Origin of the sequence: Sphingomonas humi, assembly GCF_039536725.1 — a bacterium.
Taxonomy (GTDB): Bacteria; Pseudomonadota; Alphaproteobacteria; order Sphingomonadales; family Sphingomonadaceae; genus Sphingomicrobium; species Sphingomicrobium humi.
Genome location: NZ_BAAAZD010000002.1, coordinates 858,448 through 879,179, shown reverse-complemented (window position 1 = coordinate 879,179; position 20,732 = coordinate 858,448). Strand labels below are relative to the sequence as shown.

23 protein-coding genes and 1 tRNA gene are annotated in these 20,732 nt (G+C 65.9%); 21 read left to right on the top strand and 3 right to left on the bottom strand.

Annotated elements, in window-relative coordinates; all coding sequences use genetic code 11:
- Positions 1-26: 26 nt before the first annotated feature.
- The 7 genes from ccmC (at position 27) to ABD729_RS12195 (ending at position 4,904) form a co-directional block, all read left to right on the top strand.
- Entirely contained in the window at positions 27-743 is a 717-nt protein-coding gene (gene ccmC / locus ABD729_RS12225; protein ID WP_344711443.1) for a heme ABC transporter permease CcmC, read from the top strand.
- A complete protein-coding gene (locus tag ABD729_RS12220) occupies positions 740-871 on the top strand; it encodes a hypothetical protein (protein WP_344710667.1) in 132 nt (43 codons plus the stop codon). Before ccmC ends, ABD729_RS12220 begins: the two co-directional genes overlap by 4 nt.
- Positions 868-1,314, top strand: coding sequence for a cytochrome c maturation protein CcmE (gene ccmE, locus ABD729_RS12215; protein WP_344710664.1), 447 nt, complete (start codon positions 868-870; stop codon positions 1,312-1,314). Before ABD729_RS12220 ends, ccmE begins: the two co-directional genes overlap by 4 nt.
- On the top strand, positions 1,311-3,224 hold the full coding sequence (locus tag ABD729_RS12210) for a heme lyase CcmF/NrfE family subunit (RefSeq protein WP_344710662.1): 1,914 nt from the start codon (positions 1,311-1,313) through the stop codon (positions 3,222-3,224). The genes ccmE and ABD729_RS12210 overlap by 4 nt, the downstream gene beginning before the upstream one ends.
- On the top strand, positions 3,221-3,754 hold the full coding sequence (locus ABD729_RS12205; protein WP_344710660.1) for a DsbE family thiol:disulfide interchange protein: 534 nt from the start codon (positions 3,221-3,223) through the stop codon (positions 3,752-3,754). Before ABD729_RS12210 ends, ABD729_RS12205 begins: the two co-directional genes overlap by 4 nt.
- A gap of 191 nt (positions 3,755-3,945) precedes the next feature.
- Positions 3,946-4,218: a cytochrome c-type biogenesis protein gene (locus ABD729_RS12200; RefSeq protein WP_425564894.1), complete on the top strand. Its 273-nt coding sequence runs from the start codon at positions 3,946-3,948 to the stop codon at positions 4,216-4,218.
- Entirely contained in the window at positions 4,218-4,904 is a 687-nt protein-coding gene (locus ABD729_RS12195; RefSeq protein ID WP_344710658.1) for a tetratricopeptide repeat protein, read from the top strand. Before ABD729_RS12200 ends, ABD729_RS12195 begins: the two co-directional genes overlap by 1 nt.
- Positions 4,905-4,920: 16 nt before the next feature.
- On the opposite strand, the gene ABD729_RS12190 is transcribed toward ABD729_RS12195, so the two are convergent.
- Both ABD729_RS12190 and ald read right to left on the bottom strand, forming a co-directional pair.
- Positions 4,921-5,136, bottom strand: coding sequence for a DUF3072 domain-containing protein (locus tag ABD729_RS12190; protein WP_425564914.1), 216 nt, complete (start codon positions 5,134-5,136; stop codon positions 4,921-4,923).
- 76 nt (positions 5,137-5,212) lie between these two features.
- Positions 5,213-6,313, bottom strand: a complete 1,101-nt coding sequence (gene ald, locus ABD729_RS12185; RefSeq protein ID WP_344710654.1) for an alanine dehydrogenase — start codon at positions 6,311-6,313, stop codon at positions 5,213-5,215.
- A 119-nt stretch (positions 6,314-6,432) separates the two neighbouring features.
- On the opposite strand from ald, the gene ABD729_RS12180 reads away from it, so the two are divergent.
- The 3 genes from ABD729_RS12180 to ABD729_RS12170 all read left to right on the top strand — a co-directional run bounded on the left by ABD729_RS12180 (position 6,433) and on the right by ABD729_RS12170 (position 9,573).
- Positions 6,433-8,382, top strand: coding sequence for a potassium transporter Kup (locus ABD729_RS12180; protein ID WP_344710652.1), 1,950 nt, complete (start codon positions 6,433-6,435; stop codon positions 8,380-8,382).
- Positions 8,383-8,477: 95 nt separating this feature from the next.
- A complete protein-coding gene (locus ABD729_RS12175; protein WP_344710650.1) occupies positions 8,478-9,044 on the top strand; it encodes a PRC-barrel domain containing protein in 567 nt (188 codons plus the stop codon).
- A 25-nt stretch (positions 9,045-9,069) separates the two neighbouring features.
- Positions 9,070-9,573 (top strand): 2'-5' RNA ligase family protein, encoded by a 504-nt coding sequence (locus ABD729_RS12170; RefSeq protein WP_344710648.1) that lies wholly within the window; start codon positions 9,070-9,072, stop codon positions 9,571-9,573.
- Here the strand turns inward: ABD729_RS12170 and ABD729_RS12165 are convergent.
- Complete coding sequence (locus tag ABD729_RS12165) at positions 9,570-9,992, bottom strand: DUF3775 domain-containing protein (protein ID WP_344710646.1); 423 nt, start codon at positions 9,990-9,992, stop codon at positions 9,570-9,572. The two genes, ABD729_RS12170 and ABD729_RS12165, sit on opposite strands and share 4 nt — an antisense overlap.
- A gap of 116 nt (positions 9,993-10,108) precedes the next feature.
- On the opposite strand from ABD729_RS12165, the gene ABD729_RS12160 reads away from it, so the two are divergent.
- The 11 genes from ABD729_RS12160 (at position 10,109) to ABD729_RS12110 (ending at position 20,731) form a co-directional block, all read left to right on the top strand.
- A tRNA-Met gene (locus tag ABD729_RS12160) sits at positions 10,109-10,185 on the top strand.
- Between the two features lie 121 nt (positions 10,186-10,306).
- Positions 10,307-11,062 carry a 30S ribosomal protein S2 gene (gene rpsB, locus ABD729_RS12155; protein ID WP_344710644.1) on the top strand — a complete coding sequence of 252 codons (756 nt, stop codon included), beginning with the start codon at positions 10,307-10,309 and terminating at the stop codon, positions 11,060-11,062.
- A gap of 132 nt (positions 11,063-11,194) precedes the next feature.
- Positions 11,195-12,136: a translation elongation factor Ts gene (tsf, locus tag ABD729_RS12150; protein ID WP_344710642.1), complete on the top strand. Its 942-nt coding sequence runs from the start codon at positions 11,195-11,197 to the stop codon at positions 12,134-12,136.
- A gap of 107 nt (positions 12,137-12,243) precedes the next feature.
- Positions 12,244-12,984 (top strand): UMP kinase, encoded by a 741-nt coding sequence (pyrH, locus tag ABD729_RS12145; protein ID WP_344710640.1) that lies wholly within the window; start codon positions 12,244-12,246, stop codon positions 12,982-12,984.
- Positions 12,971-13,528: a ribosome recycling factor gene (gene frr / locus ABD729_RS12140; RefSeq protein ID WP_344710638.1), complete on the top strand. Its 558-nt coding sequence runs from the start codon at positions 12,971-12,973 to the stop codon at positions 13,526-13,528. Before pyrH ends, frr begins: the two co-directional genes overlap by 14 nt.
- 103 nt (positions 13,529-13,631) lie before the next feature.
- Positions 13,632-14,381: a polyprenyl diphosphate synthase gene (gene uppS, locus ABD729_RS12135; protein WP_344710636.1), complete on the top strand. Its 750-nt coding sequence runs from the start codon at positions 13,632-13,634 to the stop codon at positions 14,379-14,381.
- Entirely contained in the window at positions 14,378-15,025 is a 648-nt protein-coding gene (locus ABD729_RS12130) for a phosphatidate cytidylyltransferase (protein WP_344710634.1), read from the top strand. Before uppS ends, ABD729_RS12130 begins: the two co-directional genes overlap by 4 nt.
- Positions 15,025-16,185, top strand: coding sequence for a 1-deoxy-D-xylulose-5-phosphate reductoisomerase (locus ABD729_RS12125; protein WP_344710632.1), 1,161 nt, complete (start codon positions 15,025-15,027; stop codon positions 16,183-16,185). Before ABD729_RS12130 ends, ABD729_RS12125 begins: the two co-directional genes overlap by 1 nt.
- Positions 16,179-17,309, top strand: a complete 1,131-nt coding sequence (locus ABD729_RS12120; RefSeq protein WP_344710630.1) for a M50 family metallopeptidase — start codon at positions 16,179-16,181, stop codon at positions 17,307-17,309. Before ABD729_RS12125 ends, ABD729_RS12120 begins: the two co-directional genes overlap by 7 nt.
- Before the next feature lie 174 nt (positions 17,310-17,483).
- Positions 17,484-20,126: an outer membrane protein assembly factor BamA gene (gene bamA, locus ABD729_RS12115; protein ID WP_344710628.1), complete on the top strand. Its 2,643-nt coding sequence runs from the start codon at positions 17,484-17,486 to the stop codon at positions 20,124-20,126.
- Complete coding sequence (locus ABD729_RS12110) at positions 20,126-20,731, top strand: OmpH family outer membrane protein (RefSeq protein WP_344710626.1); 606 nt, start codon at positions 20,126-20,128, stop codon at positions 20,729-20,731. Before bamA ends, ABD729_RS12110 begins: the two co-directional genes overlap by 1 nt.
- Position 20,732: the final 1 nt, after the last annotated feature.

The following is a 20,732-nucleotide window of genomic DNA, read 5'->3' as shown; positions in this document are numbered from 1 at the left end:
CCGTAATAAGAGTGCGGAACAATCCCATGCATCGCTTCGCCAATCCCGCCCGTTTCCTGAAAATCGCGAAGCCAGTCACCTCGTGGCTGCTGGCGATCGGACTGGTGTTGAGCGCGATCGGAATCGTCGGCGCGCTCTTCTTCATCCCGCAGGATTATCTGCAGGGGCAGACGGTGCGGATCCTCCATATTCACGTGCCTGCCGCCTGGCTCGGCATGGGGGGCTGGACCGGGATCGCGGTGGCCTCGGCGATGCAGATCATCTGGCGCCATCCGCTGGCCGGCGTCGCTGCTCGCGCCATTGCGCCCGCCGGCGCGACCTTTGCCTTTCTGTGTCTCGCGACCGGATCGATCTGGGGGCGCCCGACCTGGGGCACCTGGTGGGAATGGGACGGGCGCCTGACCTCCATGCTCGTGCTGTTCTTCCTGTACTGCGGCTACATGGCGCTGGCCGCGGCAGAAAAGGAGCGGGGACCCGACGGCCGCGCTGCTCCGGTGTTCGGGCTGGTCGGCGCTGTGAACATCCCGATTATCCATTTCTCGGTGCAATGGTGGAACACGCTTCACCAGGGTGAGAGCATCCAGCTGACCGGCACCACCATCGCTCCTTCCATCCTCTGGCCGCTCGGCTTCACGCTGTTCGGCTTCTCGGCTCTGTTCGGCGCGATCGTCCTATTGCGGATGCGGGCCGAGCTTGCGGCGACCAAGATCGAGGCGCGCCTGCGCCGGACGGCGGCGGCATGAACCAGTGGCCCTTCGTCATCGCGGCCTATGCGATATTCCTGTGCGGCACGGGCGGGCTGCTGGCCTGGTCGCTTGCCGCCTGCCGCAAGGCAGAGGATCAGGCGACAAGGATCGGCCGCCGGCAATGACCCTCGCGCCCAAGCACCAGAGGCTGGTGCTGGTCCTCCTGGCGGTAGTCGCCCTGATCGGCGCGGCCGTGCTCGCCATGTGGGGCCTTGCCGACCGCGCCGCCTATTTCCGGACGCCGCAGGATGTCGCCGCCGGCCGCGCCGAAGTTGGGGTTCCACTGCGGCTCGGCGGGATGGTGGAGAAGGGCTCGATCCAGCGTCAGCCCGACGGGGTCAGCGTCGCCTTTGTGCTGACCGATGGGGTCGGGCAGGTCCCGGTCCGCTTCAAGGGGATCGTCCCCGACCTGTTCAAGGAAAACAGCGGCGCGATCGCCGAGGGGCAGCTTGGCCCGGACGGTACCTTCGTTGCCGACAACATCCTCGCCAAGCATGACGAGCGCTACATGCCGCCGCAGATGGGCAACCAGGCGGCGGAGCTGAAGACGCGCGAGACCGCCAAGTGATCGCCGAAACCGGCCTCGCCGCGCTGTGGCTCGCCTTTGCGCTGGCGCTGCTGCAATTCGGCCTCGCCGCCGCGGGTAACCGGCTGGGTGACCTCAAGACCCTGGTCGCTCCGGTGGCGGTGGCGCAGGGACTGCTGACCCTGCTTGCCTTCCTTTTGCTGATCTGGCTGTTCGTGCGTACCGACACCAGCGTCCAGCTGGTCGCCGCCAACAGCCACAGCGCCAAGCCCTTCATCTACCGCTTCTCGGGAACGTGGGGGAACCACGAAGGCTCGATGCTGCTGTGGGTGACCGTGCTGTCGGCCGCCGGCGCGTTGCTCGCGCTGGTGGAGCGCCGGCTGCCCGAGCGCTCGCTTCGCGCGACGCTGGGCGCACAGGCGCTGTTGGCGCTCGGCTTCTTCGGCTTCCTGCTGATCGCCTCCAATCCCTTCACCCGGCTCGATCCTGCACCGCTCAACGGGCAGGGACTGAATCCGCTGCTTCAGGACCCCGGTCTCGCCTTCCATCCGCCCACGCTCTACCTCGGCTATGTCGGGCTCAGCGTTGCCTTCAGCCTCGCCGTCGGCGCGCTGGTGACGAGGGAAGTGGGTCCGGCCATGGCCCGCGCGATGCGCCCTTGGGTGCTTGGCGCCTGGGTGCTCCTCACCATCGGCATCGTCGCCGGCAGCTACTGGGCCTATTACGAGCTCGGCTGGGGCGGCTGGTGGTTCTGGGATCCGGTCGAGAACGCCTCGCTGATGCCCTGGCTGGCCGCCACGGCGCTGCTCCATTCGATCAACGTGCTGGCGGCGCGCGGCTCGCTTCGCGCCTGGACAGTGATGCTGGCGGTGGTGGCTTTTTCGATGTCGATGATCGGGACCTTCCTGGTCCGCTCCGGCATCCTCACCAGCGTCCACAGCTTTGCGGTCGATCCGACCCGCGGCAGCTTCATCCTCGGCCTGCTGGTGTTCTACACCGGCGGCGCGTTGCTGCTGTTCGCGCTTCGGGTCGCCTCGGTCCGCGAAGGCGCGCGCTTCGACCCGGTCAGCCGCGAAGGCGCGCTGGTCGCCAACAACCTGATCCTTTCCGTCATCCTTGGCACGGTGTTCGTCGGCACCCTCTATCCGGTGCTGATCGAAGCGGTGTCGGGCGAGAAGATCTCGGTCGGTCCGCCCTATTTCAATGCGGTCAGCGGGCCGCTCGTGCTGATCCTGGCGGCACTGCTGTTCATCGGTCCGCTGCTCCGCTGGCGGCGTGACAGCCGCCCCAATCTCCGCCGCATCGCAGGTCCTGCGATCGTCACTTTGGTCGCGCTCGGGCTGACCTTAATCAATTCCGACATGGGCTGGTTGCCGCGGCTGGGACTGGCTTTCGCCGCCGGCCTTGCCACCGCAAGTTTCCTTCCGCTCGCCGGACGCGACCTGCGGCGCACGCCGCTGACGATCTGGGGCATGGTAATCAGCCATCTCGGGATCGCGGTCGCGATGGTTGGGGCGGCGTCCGACGCGTCGATGACCAAGGAAACGCTCGCCGCGGCGCGGATCGGGGAGTCGCTGACTGTCGGCCCGTGGCAGGTCCGCCTCGTGGGCGTCGACCCGGTCGCGGGCCCCAACTGGACCGCCGTCGAAGGTCATCTCGTCGCGACCCGCGGGAGCAGCTCGATCCGCCTCAACCCGCAGAGCCGCTATTTCAGCTCACCGCCGACCGAGACCAACGAGGCGGCGATCACCACGCGGCTCGACGGGCAGCTTTACACCGTCCTTGGCAAGCGCAACGGCGATCGCTGGCAGATGCGCCTGTGGTGGAAACCGATGGTCACCTTCATCTGGCTCGGCGGCGCGCTGATCGCATTCGGCGGCTTCCTGGCGCTGATCGGACGCCTCCGCCGTGAACGCGGCAAGCCGCTCCCCCTCGCGGAAGTTCGGACATGAGCCGGCGCGCCTGGCTGCTCCTGCCGTTGCTGCTGTTCATCGGCTTCGTTGCTGCTGCGGCATGGCGGCTGAGCGCTCCGTCGGACACCAGCGTCCGATCACGGATGGTCGGGCGTGACGCGCCCAGCTTTGCCGCCGCCCCGATGCTTCCCGAGCGCCCCGGCGTTGCGGCCGCCGACCTCAAGAACGGCAAGCCGCGGCTCGTCAATTTCTTTGCCAGCTGGTGCGTTCCGTGCATCGCCGAAGCGCCGGTCCTGCTCGACCTCCAGAAGCGCGGCGTGGTGATCGAGGGCATCGCCCTTCGCGACGACCCGAACGACATTCGCAAGTTCCTGGCCGAAAACGGCGATCCCTTTGCCGCCATCGGCAGCGATCCGATCGGCGAGACGCAGATCGCGTTCGGCTCATCGGGCGTGCCCGAAAGCTTCATCGTCGATGGCAAGGGCGTGATCCGCTATCAGCACATCGGCCCGATCGCGCCCGAACAGGTTGCCGAGGTGATGGCCGAATGGGAAAAGGCTCGCTCATGACCTCTGGTCGTCATGCCGGGCGCAGCGCAGCGTTCTACCAGCCGCGCGCATGGATTGCCGCGGCGCTAGCACTTCTTGCGATGACGACGGCGTGGAGTGAGCCGGCCACCGCCGAATCGAACCGCCCGCCGGCGCCTTATGCATACAAGCAGCTCGCTGACTCGCGGAAGGAAGCCGAGGCAACCGCGCTCATGACCGAGCTCCGCTGCCTCGTCTGCCAGGGCCAGTCGATCCACGACAGCGACGCCGAGATGGCGGGCGACATGCGGCATCTCGTCCGCACCCGGATCGAGGCCGGGGAATCCCCCGACCAGGTCCGCGCCTTTCTGATCGATCGCTATGGCAGTTGGGTGAGCTATCAGCCGCGGCTGGACCGCGAAACCTATGTCTTGTGGTTGGCGCCGCTGGTCCTGTTGCTCGGCGGCGCAGTGCTCGTGCTGCGGCGCATAAAGGTCAGGCGCTGATGGGCTGGTTGTGGCTGTTCCTGCTGCTGGCCGCAACGGCAAGCGGCCTGTGGGTCGCGGGCCGGATGCGCGGCGCGGCGCTGCAGGTGACCCTTGCGGCACTGATGCTGGGCGCTGCCGGCTATGCCTTCCAAGGCCGGCCCGAGCTGGCCGGAACCCCGCGCGAAGGCGAGCTTAGCCGTCCGGCGGTCCCGCTGACCGAAGCGCGGCAAGCGATGCTCGGCCAGTTCACCGCCGGTGAGCGCTATCTCCTGATCGCCGACAGCTTCGCCCGGCGCGGCAACACGACCGAGGAGCTCGGCGCGATCCGGGCCGGCCTCAAATCTTATCCCAACGACCTCGCGCTCCACATCGGGCTCGCCAATGCCCTGGTCGACCATGCCCAGATGATCACGCCGGCTGCCGAACTGGCGTTCGAGCAGGCCCGCAGGATCGCTCCCAAGCATCCGGCGCCGTTGTTCTTCGAAGGCCTGGCTCGGGCCCGTTCGGGTGATCTTGAAGGTGGCCTGGCGAGCTTCCGCGCCGCGCTCGCCCTGACGCCGGCGGGAACGAGCTATCGGCCGATGATCGAACAGGGCGTCATCATGGTCGGCACGGCGCTGGCGGAACAGCAGACGGTGCCTGGGCCAGGGCAGGGGGCAGCTGCTCCTCCGCCCGGAGCCGCCGCGCCGCCGCCCCGGCCCTGATTTCAGAGCGGGAAGCCTACTCCCCGCGTCCGGTTTCTTCCTGCAGGGCATCGATCTTCTTCGACGCTTCGGCCTTGGACAGTTCGGGATCGAATTCCTCGCCGGCTTCTTCGCTGAGCGTTTGCAGGTAGGAAGCCTGCGCGCCGGTCATCGGCTCGCCGCCAGTGGTCCAGTTATCGGGATCCTTGACCGCGTTGCCGGTCGGATGGGCCTTGGGATCGGAGTCGGGCATCGTCGTCATTCTTCCAGCCTTCTCAAAGGATTGAGTTGCCGGAAGAACGACGACGTTCCGCTTATGTTCCGTCAGGTCAGACGGGCACGAATTCCAGGTCGAGCGCTTCGGCGACTGCCTGATGGCGGATCTTCCCGCCGCTGACGTTGAGCCCGTTGGCGAGGTGCGGGTCGGCCGCCATCGCCGCTTCGGCCCCCAGGTTCGCAAGCTTGAGCGCGAAGGGCAGGGTGGCGTTGTTCAGCGCAAAGGCGCTGGTCCGCGCCACCGCGCCCGGCATGTTGGCGACGCAATAATGAATGACGCCATCGATCTCGTAGACCGGGTCGGCGTGGGTCGTCGCATGGCTCGTCTCGAAGCAGCCGCCCTGGTCGATCGCGATGTCGACCAGCACGCTGCCGCGCTTCATGGTCTTGAGCATTTCGCGGCTGACCAGCTTGGGCGCCGCAGCCCCGGGGACCAGCACCGCGCCGATCACCAGTTCGGCTTCTTCCACGGCCTGCGCGATCGCCGCCCGGCTGGCATAAGCGGTCTTGATCTGGCTGCCGAAGAACATGTCGAGTTCGGCGAGGCGTTCGTTCGAAATGTCGTAGACGGTGACGTCGGCCCGCGCGCCGACCGCCATCTGCGCCGCGTTGACGCCGCTGACGCCGCCGCCGAGGATCGCGACCTTGGCCGGGGCGACACCCGGAACGCCGCCGAGGAGAACGCCGCGGCCGCCCTGCGCCTTTTCAAGATAATGGGCGCCGACCTGAATGCTCAGCCGTCCTGCGACTTCGCTCATTGGCTTGAGGAGCGGCAGAGCGCCCGAGCGCGAGGTCACCGTTTCATAGGCGATGCACGTCGCGCCCGACTTCATCAGCCCCTCGGCCTGCGGTTTGTCGGCGGCGAGGTGGAGGTAGGTGAAGAGGAGGTGGTCAGGCTTGATCATCGCGATCTCGCCCGGCTGCGGTTCCTTGACCTTGACGATCATCTCGGCCGTATCGAACACCGCGGCGGCGTCGGGCAGGATGGTCGCGCCCGCCTTGACGTAGGCCGCATCGGGACAGTCAATCCCCATGCCGGCGCCGGTCTCGACGAACAGCTCGTGGCCGGCTGCGACCAGCTCCTTGACGGACGCCGGCGTCAGGCCGACTCTATACTCGTGGTTCTTGATTTCCTTGGGCACGCCGACGCGCATGGGAACAGTCGCCTTTTCGAGAGTTGATGTCTGGTGGTTGCGCGCGCCTATAGACCTGAAACCAGCGGTTGCACCAGCCGATTGCAGCGCTTGAACGCCGCTGCTAGTGGCCGCGCCCGATGAACGTCACCGCTGAAGGCGCTGCCCAGCCCGCCCCCCCGGCGGTGACCGAGGACAGCCATGGCCATCACCATGTCCAGGGATCGCTCCCCAAGCTGATGGTGGGCGCGGTCGGAGTCGTGTTCGGCGACATCGGCACCTCGCCTATCTACGCCTTCCGCGAAACCTTCGCCGGCCACCACACGCTCGAGCCCGACGTGCTCCACATCTACGGTGTGCTGAGCCTGATCTTCTGGTCGATGATGATCATCGTGACGCTCAAATACGTCACCATCATCATGCGCGCCGACAACAAGGGCGAGGGCGGCAGCCTGGCGCTGCTGGCGCTGATCAACCGCTCGACCAGCAACAAGCGACGCTGGACCGGCGGGATCGTCTTGCTCGGCGTATTCGCAACGGCGCTGTTCTACGGCGACAGCATGATCACGCCCGCGACCTCCGTCCTGTCAGCGGTCGAGGGCCTCGAGACGGTCAGCCCGGCCTTCACCCCCTTCGTCATCCCGCTCGCGGTCGCAATCCTGTTCGGCCTGTTCGCGATCCAGAGCCGCGGGACGGGGACGGTCGGCAGCCTGTTCGGGCCCGTGATGCTGCTCTATTTCGCGGTGCTGGCGATCCTTGGCATCTATCACCTTGCCGACAGCCCCGGGCTGCTGATGCACATGGTGAACCCGCTGAACGCCTTCCGCTTCTTCTGGGCGGAGCCGGTCAAGGCGTTCATCGCCATGGGTTCGGTCGTGCTGGCGGTGACCGGCGCCGAAGCGCTTTATGCCGACATGGGCCACTTCGGGCGCCGTCCGATCCGTTATGCCTGGGTGCTGGTGCTGATCTGCCTGCTGCTCAACTATCTAGGGCAGGGCGCCATGCTGCTGGCGCAGACGCCCGAGCAGGCGCGCGAGTTGGTCAAGAACCCGTTCTTCTATCTCGCGCCCGAGATGTTCCGCTTGCCGATCGTGCTGCTGGTCATCTGCGCGACGATCATCGCCAGCCAGGCGGTCATCACCGGTGCCTTCTCGGTCACCCAGCAGGCGATCCAGCTTGGCTTCATCCCGCGCCTTCGGATCCTTCACACCAGCGAAACGGCGGCGGGCCAGATCTACATCCCGGTGATCAACTGGGCCCTGATGGTGATGGTCATCCTGCTGGTGATCACCTTCCAGACCTCGTCCAACCTCGCCGCGGCCTATGGCATCGCGGTGACCGGCGCGATGTTCATCGATACGCTGCTGCTGGCGGTGGTGTTCGGGGCACTGTGGAAGTGGCCGGCGTGGAAGGCCTGGCCGCTGATCGGCCTCTTCCTGTTCGTCGACATCCTTTATTTCAGCGCCAACCTGCTCAAGGTCCCCGACGGTGGCTGGTTCCCGCTGGTGGTCGGTGTGGTCGCCTTCACGCTCCTCACGACCTGGGCCAAGGGCCGCAAGCTGATGATGGACCGGATGGCCGAAGCGAGCCTGCCGATGGAAGTGTTCGTCAAGTCCGCCGCCGGCAGCGCGACCCGCGTTCCCGGCACCGCGGTGTTCATGACCAGCTCGGCCAAGGGAGTGCCCCACGCGCTGCTCCACAACCTCAAGCACAACAAGGTGCTTCACGAGCGGATCATGCTGCTGACCGTGAAGATCGAGGACGTGCCCTACGTGCCGGTCGCCAAGCGGATGGAAACGCAGGACTATACCGCCGGCTTCTTCCGCGTGGTCCTGCGCTATGGTTTCATGGACGAACTGAACGTGCCCGAGGAGCTGAGCAAGCTCGAGGGCTGCGGGCCAAAGTGCAAGATGATGGACACCAGCTTCTTCCTTGCGCGCCAGACCCTCATCTCGACGGCCCGGCCCGGCATGGCAGGCTGGCGTGAACGGCTATTCGCCTGGATGCTGCGCAATTCGGAAAGCGCGATGGAGTTCTTCAAGCTTCCGCCCAACCGCGTGGTCGAACTCGGCAGCCAGGTCGAAATCTGACGCCCGTCGTCAGGGAAGCGGAGCAGTCTGAGCTGTTTGCTTCGCCTAAGGTCCGCATGACGAAACATTGAGTGTGGTTCCGGCATTGGCGGCGAATGGATCAAACCGCTTCGTGGATCGCCACTGCCGCCACCATCATCGCCGCCTGTTTCACCGCTTCCAACCTTGGCAGCCGGGTCACGGGCATCGGCTTCATCATCTTCACCGTCGGATCGATCGCCTGGTTCACCACCGGCTATCTGACCGGACAGCCGGCCCTGATGTGGACCAATGTCGTCATGACTTTGCTCAACCTGTTCGGTGTCTATCGCTGGCTCGGGCGGCAGGCCAAGCTGGAGGAAGGCGCAAGCAAGGCTGCCGAGGCCAGCACCGCGCTGCCGGGCGACAATCTTTTCCCGGCATCCAGCCTGACCGCCGCGCACCTGCTCGGTCGCGGCGGGGAGGTGCTCGGCTCCACGGTCGACGCGATGATCAGCTGCGATGGCGGGCGGCTTTGCTATCTCGTGGTGGCGCAGGGAGGTGTCGCCGGGGTGGGGGAGACCTTCCGCCGGGTCGACTGGCACTATGCGGGGGTAGAGGAAGGGGCGGTGAAGACCGACATCTGCCCCGACCAGTTCGAGCGCCTGCCCGAACTCCAGAAGGACAATTGGCCGGGAGCGTGACCCACATCGCAAGCAAGGATCACCGATGAGCGGCGCATTGATCGTCACCGCGGCTCTTGGCGCCGAGGATTTCGCCTGGCTCGACGGGCAGCGCCGGACCTATTTTCCGCCCGAGCGCAACCAGCTTTCCGCGCATCTCACCATGTTCCACGCGCTCCCGCCGAGCGCCGAAGCCGAAGCGGGGAGGGTGCTGGCCCGCGAAGCGAGCACCCCGGCGCCGGCGGCAAAGGTCGCCGGCCTGATGAACCTTGGCCGCGGCGTCGCCTACCGCATTGTGTCGGATGAACTGGAGGCCGTCCGCCGCAGTATCGCGGACCATTTCCATGGATTTCTGACGGCGCAGGACGGGCAGGGCTGGCGTCCGCACGTCACCATCATGAACAAGGCGGAGCCCAAGGCGGCCAAGGCGCTGCTGCGCGAGCTGGAGGCGGGCTTCAGCCCGCGACCGCTCAAGATCGCCGGGCTTGAGCTCCACCGCTACCTTGGCGGTCCGTGGGAACGCCTCGGGCGGTGGAGCTTCCGCGGTTAGCTGAGGTCGCCGACCCCGTCGCAGCTGAGTTCGAAGGCGGCCATGCCGGCTTCCAGGACACTTGCCAGCATCGGCATCTCGAGGAACTGGTCGACCACGTCGCCGCCGCGGATCTCGTCGGTGGCTTCGGCCATCGCCTCGTCCCAGTCGGACGCGTCGTAGGTGCCCTGGCCGACCCAGCAAAAGGCAAGCAGTTCGGCCTGCTGATCTTCGGCGAGATCGTCGATCACCGCGCGAAGTTCTTCCTCCACGCCGTCGTTGATATCGTCGTCGAGGACCGACAGCGCTTCACCGCTGCTGTCGTCGTCGACATTGTCGGCGCCTTCGCCCTCGTCATAATCCGACGGCGTCTGCGCTTCATATTCGCGCGCCCTGAGAATGATCCGGCAAAGAGTATCGAGCGGCGTGAGCGGGTCCATGGTGGTGTGTCTCCTTTGCGCAGCCTAACAAGGTTGGAAGAGGACGGTTCCTTGGCGTTGACGGTGGGGGACCTGCCGCGTATAGGCCCGCCCGCCGTCACGGCACCCCGAACAGGGGCGGAGTAGCTCAGCTGGTTAGAGCAGCGGAATCATAATCCGCGTGTCGGGGGTTCAAGTCCCTCCTCCGCTACCATTCGGATGTGCCAGGGACGGCGACGCAAAACCCGCATGGGGGGCATCATAGCCCGGTGCGAGTGGCCTTACCGGTCGCCCGTTCCCGCCCCCCAGAGGAACAACCGGAAAGGAATTATCCTATGGCGAGCACGCTCGTCTCCATGCAGCAATTGCTCGAAGCCGGAGCTCACTTCGGCCACCAGACCCACCGCTGGAACCCGCGGATGAAGCCGTACATCTTCGGCGACCGCAACGGTGTCCACATCATCGACCTGTCGCAAAGCGTTCCGCTGTTCGCCCGCGCGCTCGACTTCGTCCAGCAGACCGTCGGCCGCGGCGGCAAGGTGCTGTTCGTCGGCACCAAGCGCCAGGCGCAGGACGCGGTGGCCGAAGCCGCCGGTCGTTCGGGCCAGCACTTCGTCAACCACCGCTGGCTCGGCGGCATGCTGACCAACTGGAAGACCATCTCCAACTCGATCAAGCGCCTCAAGAGCCTCGAGGAGCAGCTGTCGGGTGACACCGCCGGTCTGACCAAGAAGGAAGTCCTTCAGCTCACCCGCGAGCGCGACAAGCTCGAGAAGAGCCTCGGCGGCATCCGCGACATGGGCGGCCTGCCCGACGTCATGTTCGTGATCGACACCAACAAGGAAGAGCTGGCGATCAAGGAAGCCAACGTCCTTGGCATTCCGGTCGTCGCGATCCTCGATTCGAACTCGAACCCGGAAGGCATCGCTTTCCCGGTCCCGGGCAACGACGACGCCAGCCGCGCCATCCGCCTCTACGCCGATGCGGTCGCCGAGGCGGCCACCTCGGGCAAGACCGGCAACCAGCAGCGCCAGGGTGTCGACATCGGCGCCATGGCCGAGCCGCCGGCCGAAGCCGCGCTCGAGGCGTAAGCCTTTTCCCCCTCTCGCCTGCGGGAGGGGATCTTCAGTGGAGGGCTGTCACAGGCGTGACGCTCTCCACTGCTTTTTACATTTCTCCCCCAGCCTCTCCCGACAGCGGGAGGGGAGCAAAAGGAATTGGACATGGCTGACATCACGGCCGCGATGGTCAAGGAACTGCGCGAGCGCTCGGGCGCCGGCATGATGGACTGCAAGAAGGCGCTGGCCGAGACTGGCGGCGACATCGAGGCGGCGATCGACTGGCTGCGCGCCAAGGGCCTCGCGTCGGCGGGCAAGAAGGCGGGCCGCACTGCTGCCGAAGGCCTGGTCGGCGTTGCCGTCAATGGCAAGAAGGGCGTTGTCGTCGAGGTCAACTCGGAAACCGACTTCGTCGCCAAGAACGACCAGTTCCAGAACTTCGTCCGTGACGTCACCGCGCTTGCGCTGACCACTGGCGAGGACGATGTCGAAGCGCTCAAGAACGCGGCCATGCCGTCGGGCAAGACCGTCGGCGAAGCGCTGACTGAGAACATCGCCACCATCGGCGAGAACCAGAACCTGCGCCGCATGAAGAGCCTCGAGGTGGCGAACGGCGCGGTCGTGTCCTACGTCCACAACGCCGCGGCCCCGGGCATGGGCAAGATTGGCGTGCTCGTCGCGCTCGAGGGCGACGCCCCGGCCGACAAGCTCGAAACGCTCGGCAAGCAGCTTGCGATGCACATCGCCGCCGCCAATCCGCTCGCGCTGACCGGCGACGACATCGACCCGGCCGTGATCGAGCGTGAAGCGGCGATCGCCCGCGAGAAGAATGCCGACAAGATTGCCGGCAAGCCCGCCGACATTGCCGAGAAGATCCTCAAGGGTCCGGTCGACAAGTTCCGCAAGGAAAGCGCGCTGCTGAGCCAGGCGGTCGTGTTCGACGGCAAGACCCCGGTCCAGGATTGGGTCGCGTCCGAAGCCAAGGCGGCGGGCGGCTCGGTCGCGGTCAAGGACTTCGTCCGCTTCCAGCTCGGCGAAGGCATCGAAAAGCAGCAGAGCGACTTTGCTGCCGAAGTTGCCGCCGTGTCGGGCGTCAAGCAGGGCTGACCTTCCTCCTCCTCTCGCGTCGAGGGGAGAAGGCACTTCCAAAGCGGGCGGCGGCGCTTATAGAAGCGCTGCCGTCCGTTTTCTTATTCGAGAGACAAGCCAGCCCCATGCCTCGCCGCTTCAACCGCATTCTCCTGAAGCTGTCGGGCGAGGCGTTGATGGGGCCGGGACAGTTCGGGATCGATCCCGACACGGTGGCTGCCATGGCCTCCGAGGTAAAGGCCGCCAAGGAAGCCGGGTTCGAGCTGTGCTTAGTCATCGGCGGGGGCAACATCTTCCGCGGCATGGCCGGCGCCGCCAAGGGCATGGACCGGGCCCAGGCCGACTACATGGGCATGCTCGCAACGGTGATGAACGCGCTCGCCGTCCAGAATGCGCTGGAGCAGATCGGGGTCGACACCCGGGTCCAGTCGGCGATCAAGATGGATCAGGTGTGCGAACCGGTGATCCGCCGCCGCGCCGAGCGCCACCTTGCCAAGGGGCGGGTGGTGATCTTCGCCGCCGGCGTCGGTTCGCCCTATTTCACCACCGATACCGGCGCTGCGCTTCGTGCGGCCGAGATGAAGTGCAACGCGCTGTTCAAGGGCACCAGCGTCGACGGCGTTTATTCGGCCGATCCCAAGAAGGTGAAGGACGCCAAGCGCTACGACACCATCGGCTTCGACAAGGTCCTGGCCGAGGACCTCAAGATCATGGACGCGGCCGCGGTCGCGCTGTGCCGCGACAACGACATTCCGATCGTCGTCTTCAACATCCGTCAGCCGGGCAATCTTGCCAAGGTGCTGGCTGGGGAGGGGACCGCAACGATCGTTCAGAACCAGGAGGAACAGACCAATGCCAGCCTATGACAAGGCCGATACCCAGCGCCGCATGAGCGGGTCGGTTGAAGCGCTCAAGAGTGATCTTGGTGGCCTTCGTACCGGCCGCGCCTCGTCCGCCTTGCTCGATCCGGTCCAAGTCGAGGTCTATGGTGCCAAGATGCCGCTGAACCAGGTCGCGACCGTCTCGGTACCCGAGCCGCGGATGCTGTCGGTCCAGGTGTGGGACCGGTCGAACCTCAATGCGGTCGAAAAGGCGATCCGCTCGGCTGGCCTCGGGATCAACCCGATCACCGACGGGCAGATGATCCGCCTTCCCATTCCGGACATGACCGAGGAGCGCCGCAAGGAGCTCGCCAAGCTTGTCAGCCAATATGCCGAAAAGGCCCGGATCGCCGCCCGCAACGTGCGCCGCGATGCGATGGACGCGCTCAAGACCGACGAGAAGAAGAAGGAAATCAGCGAGGACGAGCACAAGCGGCTCGACACCGAGGTCCAGAAGATGACCGACGACACGATCAAGGAGATCGACGCGGCGGCCGCGGCCAAGGAAAAGGAAATCCTCAACAAGTGAGGCCCGCCCTTCTTCGTCATTGCGAGGGGCAAGGAGGCGAAGCATCCCGGGATCTGACGATGGATTGCTTCGCTGCGTCCGCAATGACAGAGGATGTGGTGCGATGAACCTCACCCCCTCTGCCTCGAGCGTCGTCGAGGGGCCGTCCGCTCCCGTCACGGTTCCGCGCCATGTCGCCATCATCATGGATGGCAATGGCCGCTGGGCCGCCAAGCGCTCCCTCCCGCGGGTTGCCGGCCATCGCGCCGGCGCCGAGGCCGTCCGCCGGACCATGCAGGCCGCGGTCGACAATGGCGTCGAGGTGCTGACGCTTTATGCGTTCTCAAGCGAGAACTGGCGTCGCTCCGAGGACGAGGTCAGCGACCTCAAGGGGCTGATGCGCTTCTACCTCGAGCGCGAGCTTGGAACGCTGCAGAAGGAAAAGGTTCGCCTCAAGCTGATTGGCGAGCCCGCGGCCTTCGGCAACGAACTCTATGACCGGTTGCAGAAGGCGGTCGCGGAAACCGCCAGCAACGACCGGCTGACCCTCGTCATCGCGCTCAATTACGGCAGCCAGGCCGAACTGGCCGCTGCTGCCCGGGCGCTTGCGCAGGGCGCAAGGGACGGAACGGTCGATCCCGACACGATCGATATCGGGGCGATCGAGAATTTGCTCCACACCCGCGACCTCCCGCCGCTCGATCTCCTGATCCGCACCAGCGGCGAAGTGCGCCTGTCGAACTTCCTTCTGTGGCAGGCGGCTTATGCCGAGCTGCACTTCGTCGACACCTTGTGGCCGGACTTCGACGAAGCGGCCTTTGCCGCGGCGCTGGCCGAATTTTCGAGACGGCAAAGGCGGTTCGGCGGCCGATGAGCGAAATCTGGCTGCGCACGATCACCGGCGTGCTGATGATCCTGACCGCGCTGACCGCCGAATGGTTCGGCGGCACCGCCTTCGCCCTGCTGGTCGCGCTTGCCGCCACTGCCATCTATTACGAATGGGCGAAGATGGTGCGGGGCTGGGGCCTTGCCTGGCACCTTGCCGGTTTCATCTTCGCGCTGCTGCCCGCGCTGTCGCTGCTGTGGGTGCGCGAGCGGGGCGGAAACCCACCGGGCAGCCAGGGCTTCGAACTGGTGCTGTGGTCGTTCATCGTTACCTGGAGCGCGGATATCGGCGCCTTCTTCACTGGACGCACCTTTGGCGGACCCAAGCTCGCGCCGACCATCAGCCCCAACAAGACCATCTCGGGCCTGATCGGCGGGCTGGTCGCCGCGACGCTGCTTGGCGGGATCTGGGCGCAGAGCCAAGGGCTGCACTGGGGCTGGCTGCTGCTCGCTGCTCCCTTCGCACTGGCGTCGGCCATCGGCGACCTGTTCGAAAGCTGGATGAAGCGTCGGGCAGGGGTCAAGGACAGCGGCCGCATCCTCCCGGGCCACGGCGGCGTGTTCGACCGCCTTGACGGGCTCGTCCCGGTGTCGGTCCTGACCGCTTTCGCCGTCGTCGCGGGACTGAGCTGATGAAGCGGGTCGCTATCCTTGGAGCGACAGGCTCGATCGGCACTTCGACGCTCGACCTGCTCGAGGCCGCGTCCGAGCGCTTCGAGGTCACCGCCGTGACCGCTTCCAGCAATGTCGCCGAGCTTGCCGCCATCGCGCGCCGAACGCGTGCTTCGCTGGCGGTAATCGCCGACGAGAGCCGGCTGAGCGAACTGCGTGAAGCGCTGTCAGGATCGAACATCCAGGCGGCGGCGGGCGGCGAGGCGCTGGCCGAAGCGGCGGTATCTGCCGACCTCGTCATTGCCGCGATCGTCGGAACCGCGGGACTTGCGCCGGTGATGGCGGCGGTGCGGGCCGGCAAGACGATCGGCCTCGCCAACAAGGAAGCGCTGGTTTCGGCGGGCGCGCTGATGATCGAGGAAGCGCGTCGCACCGGCGCCGTCCTGCTTCCGATCGACAGCGAACATAATGCGATCTTTCAATGTCTTGCGGGTCAGGATTGCGGACAGGTCTCACGGCTCATCCTGACTGCCAGCGGCGGTCCTTTCCGCACCTGGAGCGCCGAGGAAATGGCGCGGGCCACGGCGGCTGAGGCCGTCGCGCATCCCAATTGGTCGATGGGCGCCAAGATCAGCGTCGACAGCGCGACCATGATGAACAAGGGCCTCGAACTGATCGAGGCGCATCACCTGTTCGCGCTTCCCGAGGAGCGGATCGACATCCTGGTTCATCCGCAGTCGGTAATCCACAGCCTGGTCGAATATGCGGACGGCTCGATGCTGGCGCAGCTTGGCTCGCCCGACATGCGGGTGCCGATCGGTCATATCCTCGCTTATCCCGAACGGATGGCGACCGGCGCTCGGCGGCTCGACCTTCTGGAGGTTGCCCGGCTCGATTTCGAAGCGCCCGACCCGGTTCGCTTTCCGGCGCTCAGGCTTGCCCGTGAGGCGCTTCGGCGCGGCGGGGCGGGGCCACTCACGCTCAACGCCGCCAATGAAGTGGCGGTCGAGGCTTTCCTTGCGGGCGCCATTCACTTCGGCGACATTGCTTCCCACGTAGAGGAGCAACTGACGCGGATGGACAAGCCTCTCCCTGCCTCGATCGACGACGTGCTCGCACTCGATGCGGAAGTGCGCCGAGCGACCCGCGCGCAGCTCGGGACTGGTGCGCCCTCATGCTAGAAACGCCGCCGATCTGGTTCATCGCCATCGCCTTTTTCGCGGCGATCGGTCCGCTCGTCTTCATCCACGAGTTCGGCCATTATATCGTCGGGCGCTGGTTCGGCATCGGGGCCGACACCTTTTCGATCGGTTTCGGCAAGGAAGTCGCCGGCTGGACCGACAAGCGGGGAACGCGGTGGAAAGTCGGGTGGCTGCCGCTTGGGGGCTACGTGCGCTTCACCGGCGACATGAACCCGGCCAGCATGGGGCAGAACCTCGATCAGCTGAGCCCCGAGCTGCGCGCCAGGAGCTTCCACGCCAAGCCGGTGTGGCAGCGCGCCCTGGTCGTGTTCGCAGGACCCGCCGCCAATTTCCTGCTGGCGATCCTGATTTTCGCAGCCTTCATCGCCGCCAACGGCGCGCCGCGCACGCCAGCGGTGGTTGCTGTGGTGCTCCCCGGTTCGCCTGCTGCGAGCGCCGGGCTGATCAAGGGCGACCGCGTCGTCGGTATCGACGGCAAGGAGATCAGCCGGTTCGACGATCTTGCCGACTACAGCCGGCTTCGTCCCGGTGAAGAGGTCACGCTCAAGGTCGAACGCGCCGGGCAGCTGTTCACCGCCGCGACCCGACTGTCGGAAGTGATCGAAAAGGATCGCTTCGGGCAGACCTATCGCATCGGCCGTCTCGGGATCGGCACGGGTGAGCGCGTGTTCGAGACCGTGCCGGTGCTGCAGCTCATCCCCGAGGCCACCCGCATCACCTGGTCGACGATCGAGAATACCGCGGTCGGCCTGTGGCAGATCATCACCGGCCGCCGCCCTCTCCAGGAGCTTGGCGGGCCGATCAAGATGGCGCAGGTCGCCGGGCAGGTCGCAAGCATCGGCTGGTTCGAATTCATCCAGCTAATCGCCTTCTTCTCGATAAACCTCGGGTTCATCAACTTGCTGCCAGTTCCCATGCTCGACGGGGGTCATCTGGCGCTCTATGCGGTCGAGGCTACACGCCGCCGGCCACTTGGGGACCAGGCGCAGGAGTGGCTGTTCCGCGGCGGTTTCGCTGCGCTGATCACCTTGATGCTTGTTGCCACCATCAACGACCTCGGGTCGGTTGGCCTGTGGCAGACATTGGGGCGATTGTTGGGCTGATCCCGGCTTGAACAATATCGGTTGGCGCGGCAGGGGCCCGCGTCTAGTAGCGTCGCGGCCCACTTTGGGCGGGCCGGATGCAGCACCAGCCACCCAGTGCGAAGGCGGGGAAAGATTTACGTGAGTTCAAAAGGCGACGTCAGCTTGAAAGGCGATAGGGCTTTGATCATCCGGATGAGGGCGTCACTCCTGCTCGGTACCATCGCTGGGGGTTGGGCAGCGCCCGTCCTGGCGCAGCAGGCCGCGGCCCCGGCACCTGCCGCTGCGGCGCAGCCCGCAACGGGTCCTGCCACTCCTTCGCCAGCGCCGGCGCCCGTGCAGCAGCCACAGCAGCGCGTGATCCGTTCGATCGCCGTCCAGGGTGCCCAGCGGCTCGAGGCGGATACGGTGCGCTCCTATGCCGGGCTTTCGCCTGGCCAGACCTACGACAGCGAGACGCTCGATACCGCGATCAAGGCGCTCTACGACACCGAACTGTTCGCCGATGCGCAGATTCAGGGCGCGGACACCGGCAACATCGTGGTGGTGGTGCGCGAGAACCCGGTCATCAACCGCATCGTGCTTGAAGGCAACAAGCGCATCAAGGACGACAAGATCCTGCCCGAAATCCGGCTTGCGCCGCGGCAGATCTTCACCCGTTCCAAGGCCCGTTCGGACGTCGAGCGGATCATCGAGCTCTACAAGCGCCAGGGCCGCTTCGCCGCCCGGGTCGAGCCCAAGGTCGTCACGCTCGACCAGAACCGCGTCGACCTGGTGTTCGAGATCAGCGAGGGCGACAAGTCCAAGGTTCGCGCGATCAATATCATCGGCAACAACCAGTTTGCCGATGGCCGTCTCCGCAAGGAAATGTACACACGCGAGAGCGGGGGCTTCCTCGGCTTCCTGAAGTCGAACGACAGCTATGATCCTGACCGGCTCGCTGCCGATCAGCAGAAGCTGCGCGCCTTTTACCTGACCCAGGGCTACGCCGATTTCCGCGTCGTTTCGGCGCTTGCCGAACTGACCCCCGACCGCCGCGACTTCGTCATCACCTACGTGGTCGAGGAAGGTAAGCGCTACAAGTTCGGCGACATCACCGCAGAATCCGAACTGCGCGACTTCAAGCCCGAGGTGATCGTCGCGCTTGCCGGGATGAAGAAGGGCGACTGGTTCAACGCCAAGGCGGTCGAGGATTCGGTCACCCGGATGAACGAGGCGGCCGGCCTGCTCGGCTATGCCTTCACCGAGATCGACCCGAATTACGATCGCAATGCCGACACGCAGACGATGAATATCGCCTTCCGCGTCGGAGAAACCCCGCGGACCTATGTCGATCGCATCAACGTGTCGGGCAACACCGGCACCCGCGACAAGGTGATCCGCCGCGAGTTCCGCGTGAACGAGGGCGACGCCTTCAACAGCATCAAGGTTAAGCGCAGCCAGGACCGCATCCAGAGCCTCGGCTATTTCCAGGAAAAGCTGGAAATCAAGCAGGAGCAGGTCGCGCCCGACCGGGTCGCGCTGAATGTCGAAGTCGAGGAGAAGCCGACCGGTCAGCTGCAGCTGTCGGCAGGTTATTCGAGCCTCGAGCGGTTCATCATCGCCGCCAGCGTCGAGCAGAACAACTTCCGCGGCATGGGGCAGTCGCTGTCCGCCGGGGTCAACTATTCGCGCTATTCGAAGTCGGTCCAGCTGGGCTTCACCGAGCCTTATCTGTTCGACAAGCAGATCCTGCTCGGCGGTCAGGTCTACCGGCGCGACTTCAACAGCTTCAACTTCATCGGCAACGAGCGCAATCGCACCTACAGCCAGGGCCAGACCGGCGGCGGCTTCTCGCTCGGCTTCCCGGTCAACGAATATGTCAACTTCGGCACCCGCTACACGCTGAACTTCGACAAGATCTCGCTCGACAAGACGCAGTTCTATTCGGACCTCGACGGTTCGGGCCCAGGCGGTCTCGTCTGCGATCCGGGCAAGGCGGGCCAGTATCTGTGCGACGAAATCGGCAAGCGCACGACCTCTCTGGTCGGCTACAGCCTGGTATTCGACAACACCAACGGCATCCGCGCCAGCCGCGGCCAGCGCATGTCGTTCAGCCAGGACTTCGCGGGCCTCGGCGGTGACGTGAAATACATCCGTTCGCGTGCGGAAGGCGTCAAATATTGGGGCCTTGGGCGCGGCTTCATCCTCTCGGCACGCGCCGAGGGCGGCTACGTCCATCCGCTTCAGGAAGCCAAGCGCGCCGGGCTCGACCCGATCCGCATTTCGGACCGCTTCTTCACGCCCCAGCTGCGCGGCTTCGACATTCGCGGCATTGGTCCGCGCATCCGTCGTACCAGCTTCAACGTCGATGCGACGGCGCTCGAGGAGAAGGGCCAGATCACCGACGCGCTCGGCGGACGTGCCTATTACATGGGCCGCCTCGAGCTCGAGCTTCCGCTCGGCGCCGGTGCACGCAACCTCGGGCTTCGGCCGTCGGCCTTCATCGACGTCGGTTCGCTGTTCAAGCTGCGCCAGCCGAACCTGGTGAACTTCCCCGGCACCTGTTTCTACGTGCCGACCAAGGAAGGCGTCACGGCCCCCGCGGCGCAGGTGCTGGCGAATGGCCAGACCGCAGCCAATTGCGCCGCTGCGCCGACCGACACGGCGCTCAGCTTCAGCCCGGGCTATCGCGAGGAATTCCTCGGCAACAGCGCCAAGCCGCGACTCGCCATCGGTATCGGCGTCAACTGGACCTCGCCCTTCGGCCCGCTTCGCATCGACCTTGCGAAGGCGCTGCTCAAGCAGGACGGCGACGACACCAAGCTCTTCCAATTTAACGTAGGGACTGCATTCTGATGACCAACAAGCTTCTTCTTGGCCTCCTCGCGGCCACTGCCGTTGCAGCGCCGGCTGCCGCCCAGGCGCAGGCTCGCCTTCCGGCTGCCGTGATCGCCGTGGTCGACACCGGCCGCATCTACACCGAGTGCACCGCCTGCCGCGCCGCCGTCTCGCAGCTTCAGGGCCAGGCCAACTCGCTGCAGGCGCGCCAGCAGGCGCTCGCCGCTCCGATCCAGACCGAGGGCCAGGCGATCGAGGCCGCCATCAATGCGCTTCCGGCCGCCCAGCGCCAGAGCCCGCCGGCCGCGCTTCAGCAGCGCGTCCAGAAGTGGCAGCAGTCGCAGCAGACCGCCAACCAGGAGCTGCAGCGCCTGCAGCAGAATATCCAGTCGACGCAGGCGAACGTTCGCCAGCAGATCGATGCCCGCCTCGGCCCGATCATCAACCAGGTGATGACCGCCCGCGGCGCCAATGTCGCGCTCGACACCGATGCCACGCTGGCCCGCGCCAATGGCGTCGACATCACGACCGACGTCCTGACGGCGCTCAACACGCAGCTGCCGTCGGTAAGCGTCACGCCGCTGCCGCAGCAGCCGGCCGGTCAGCAGCCGACCGGGCGCTAAG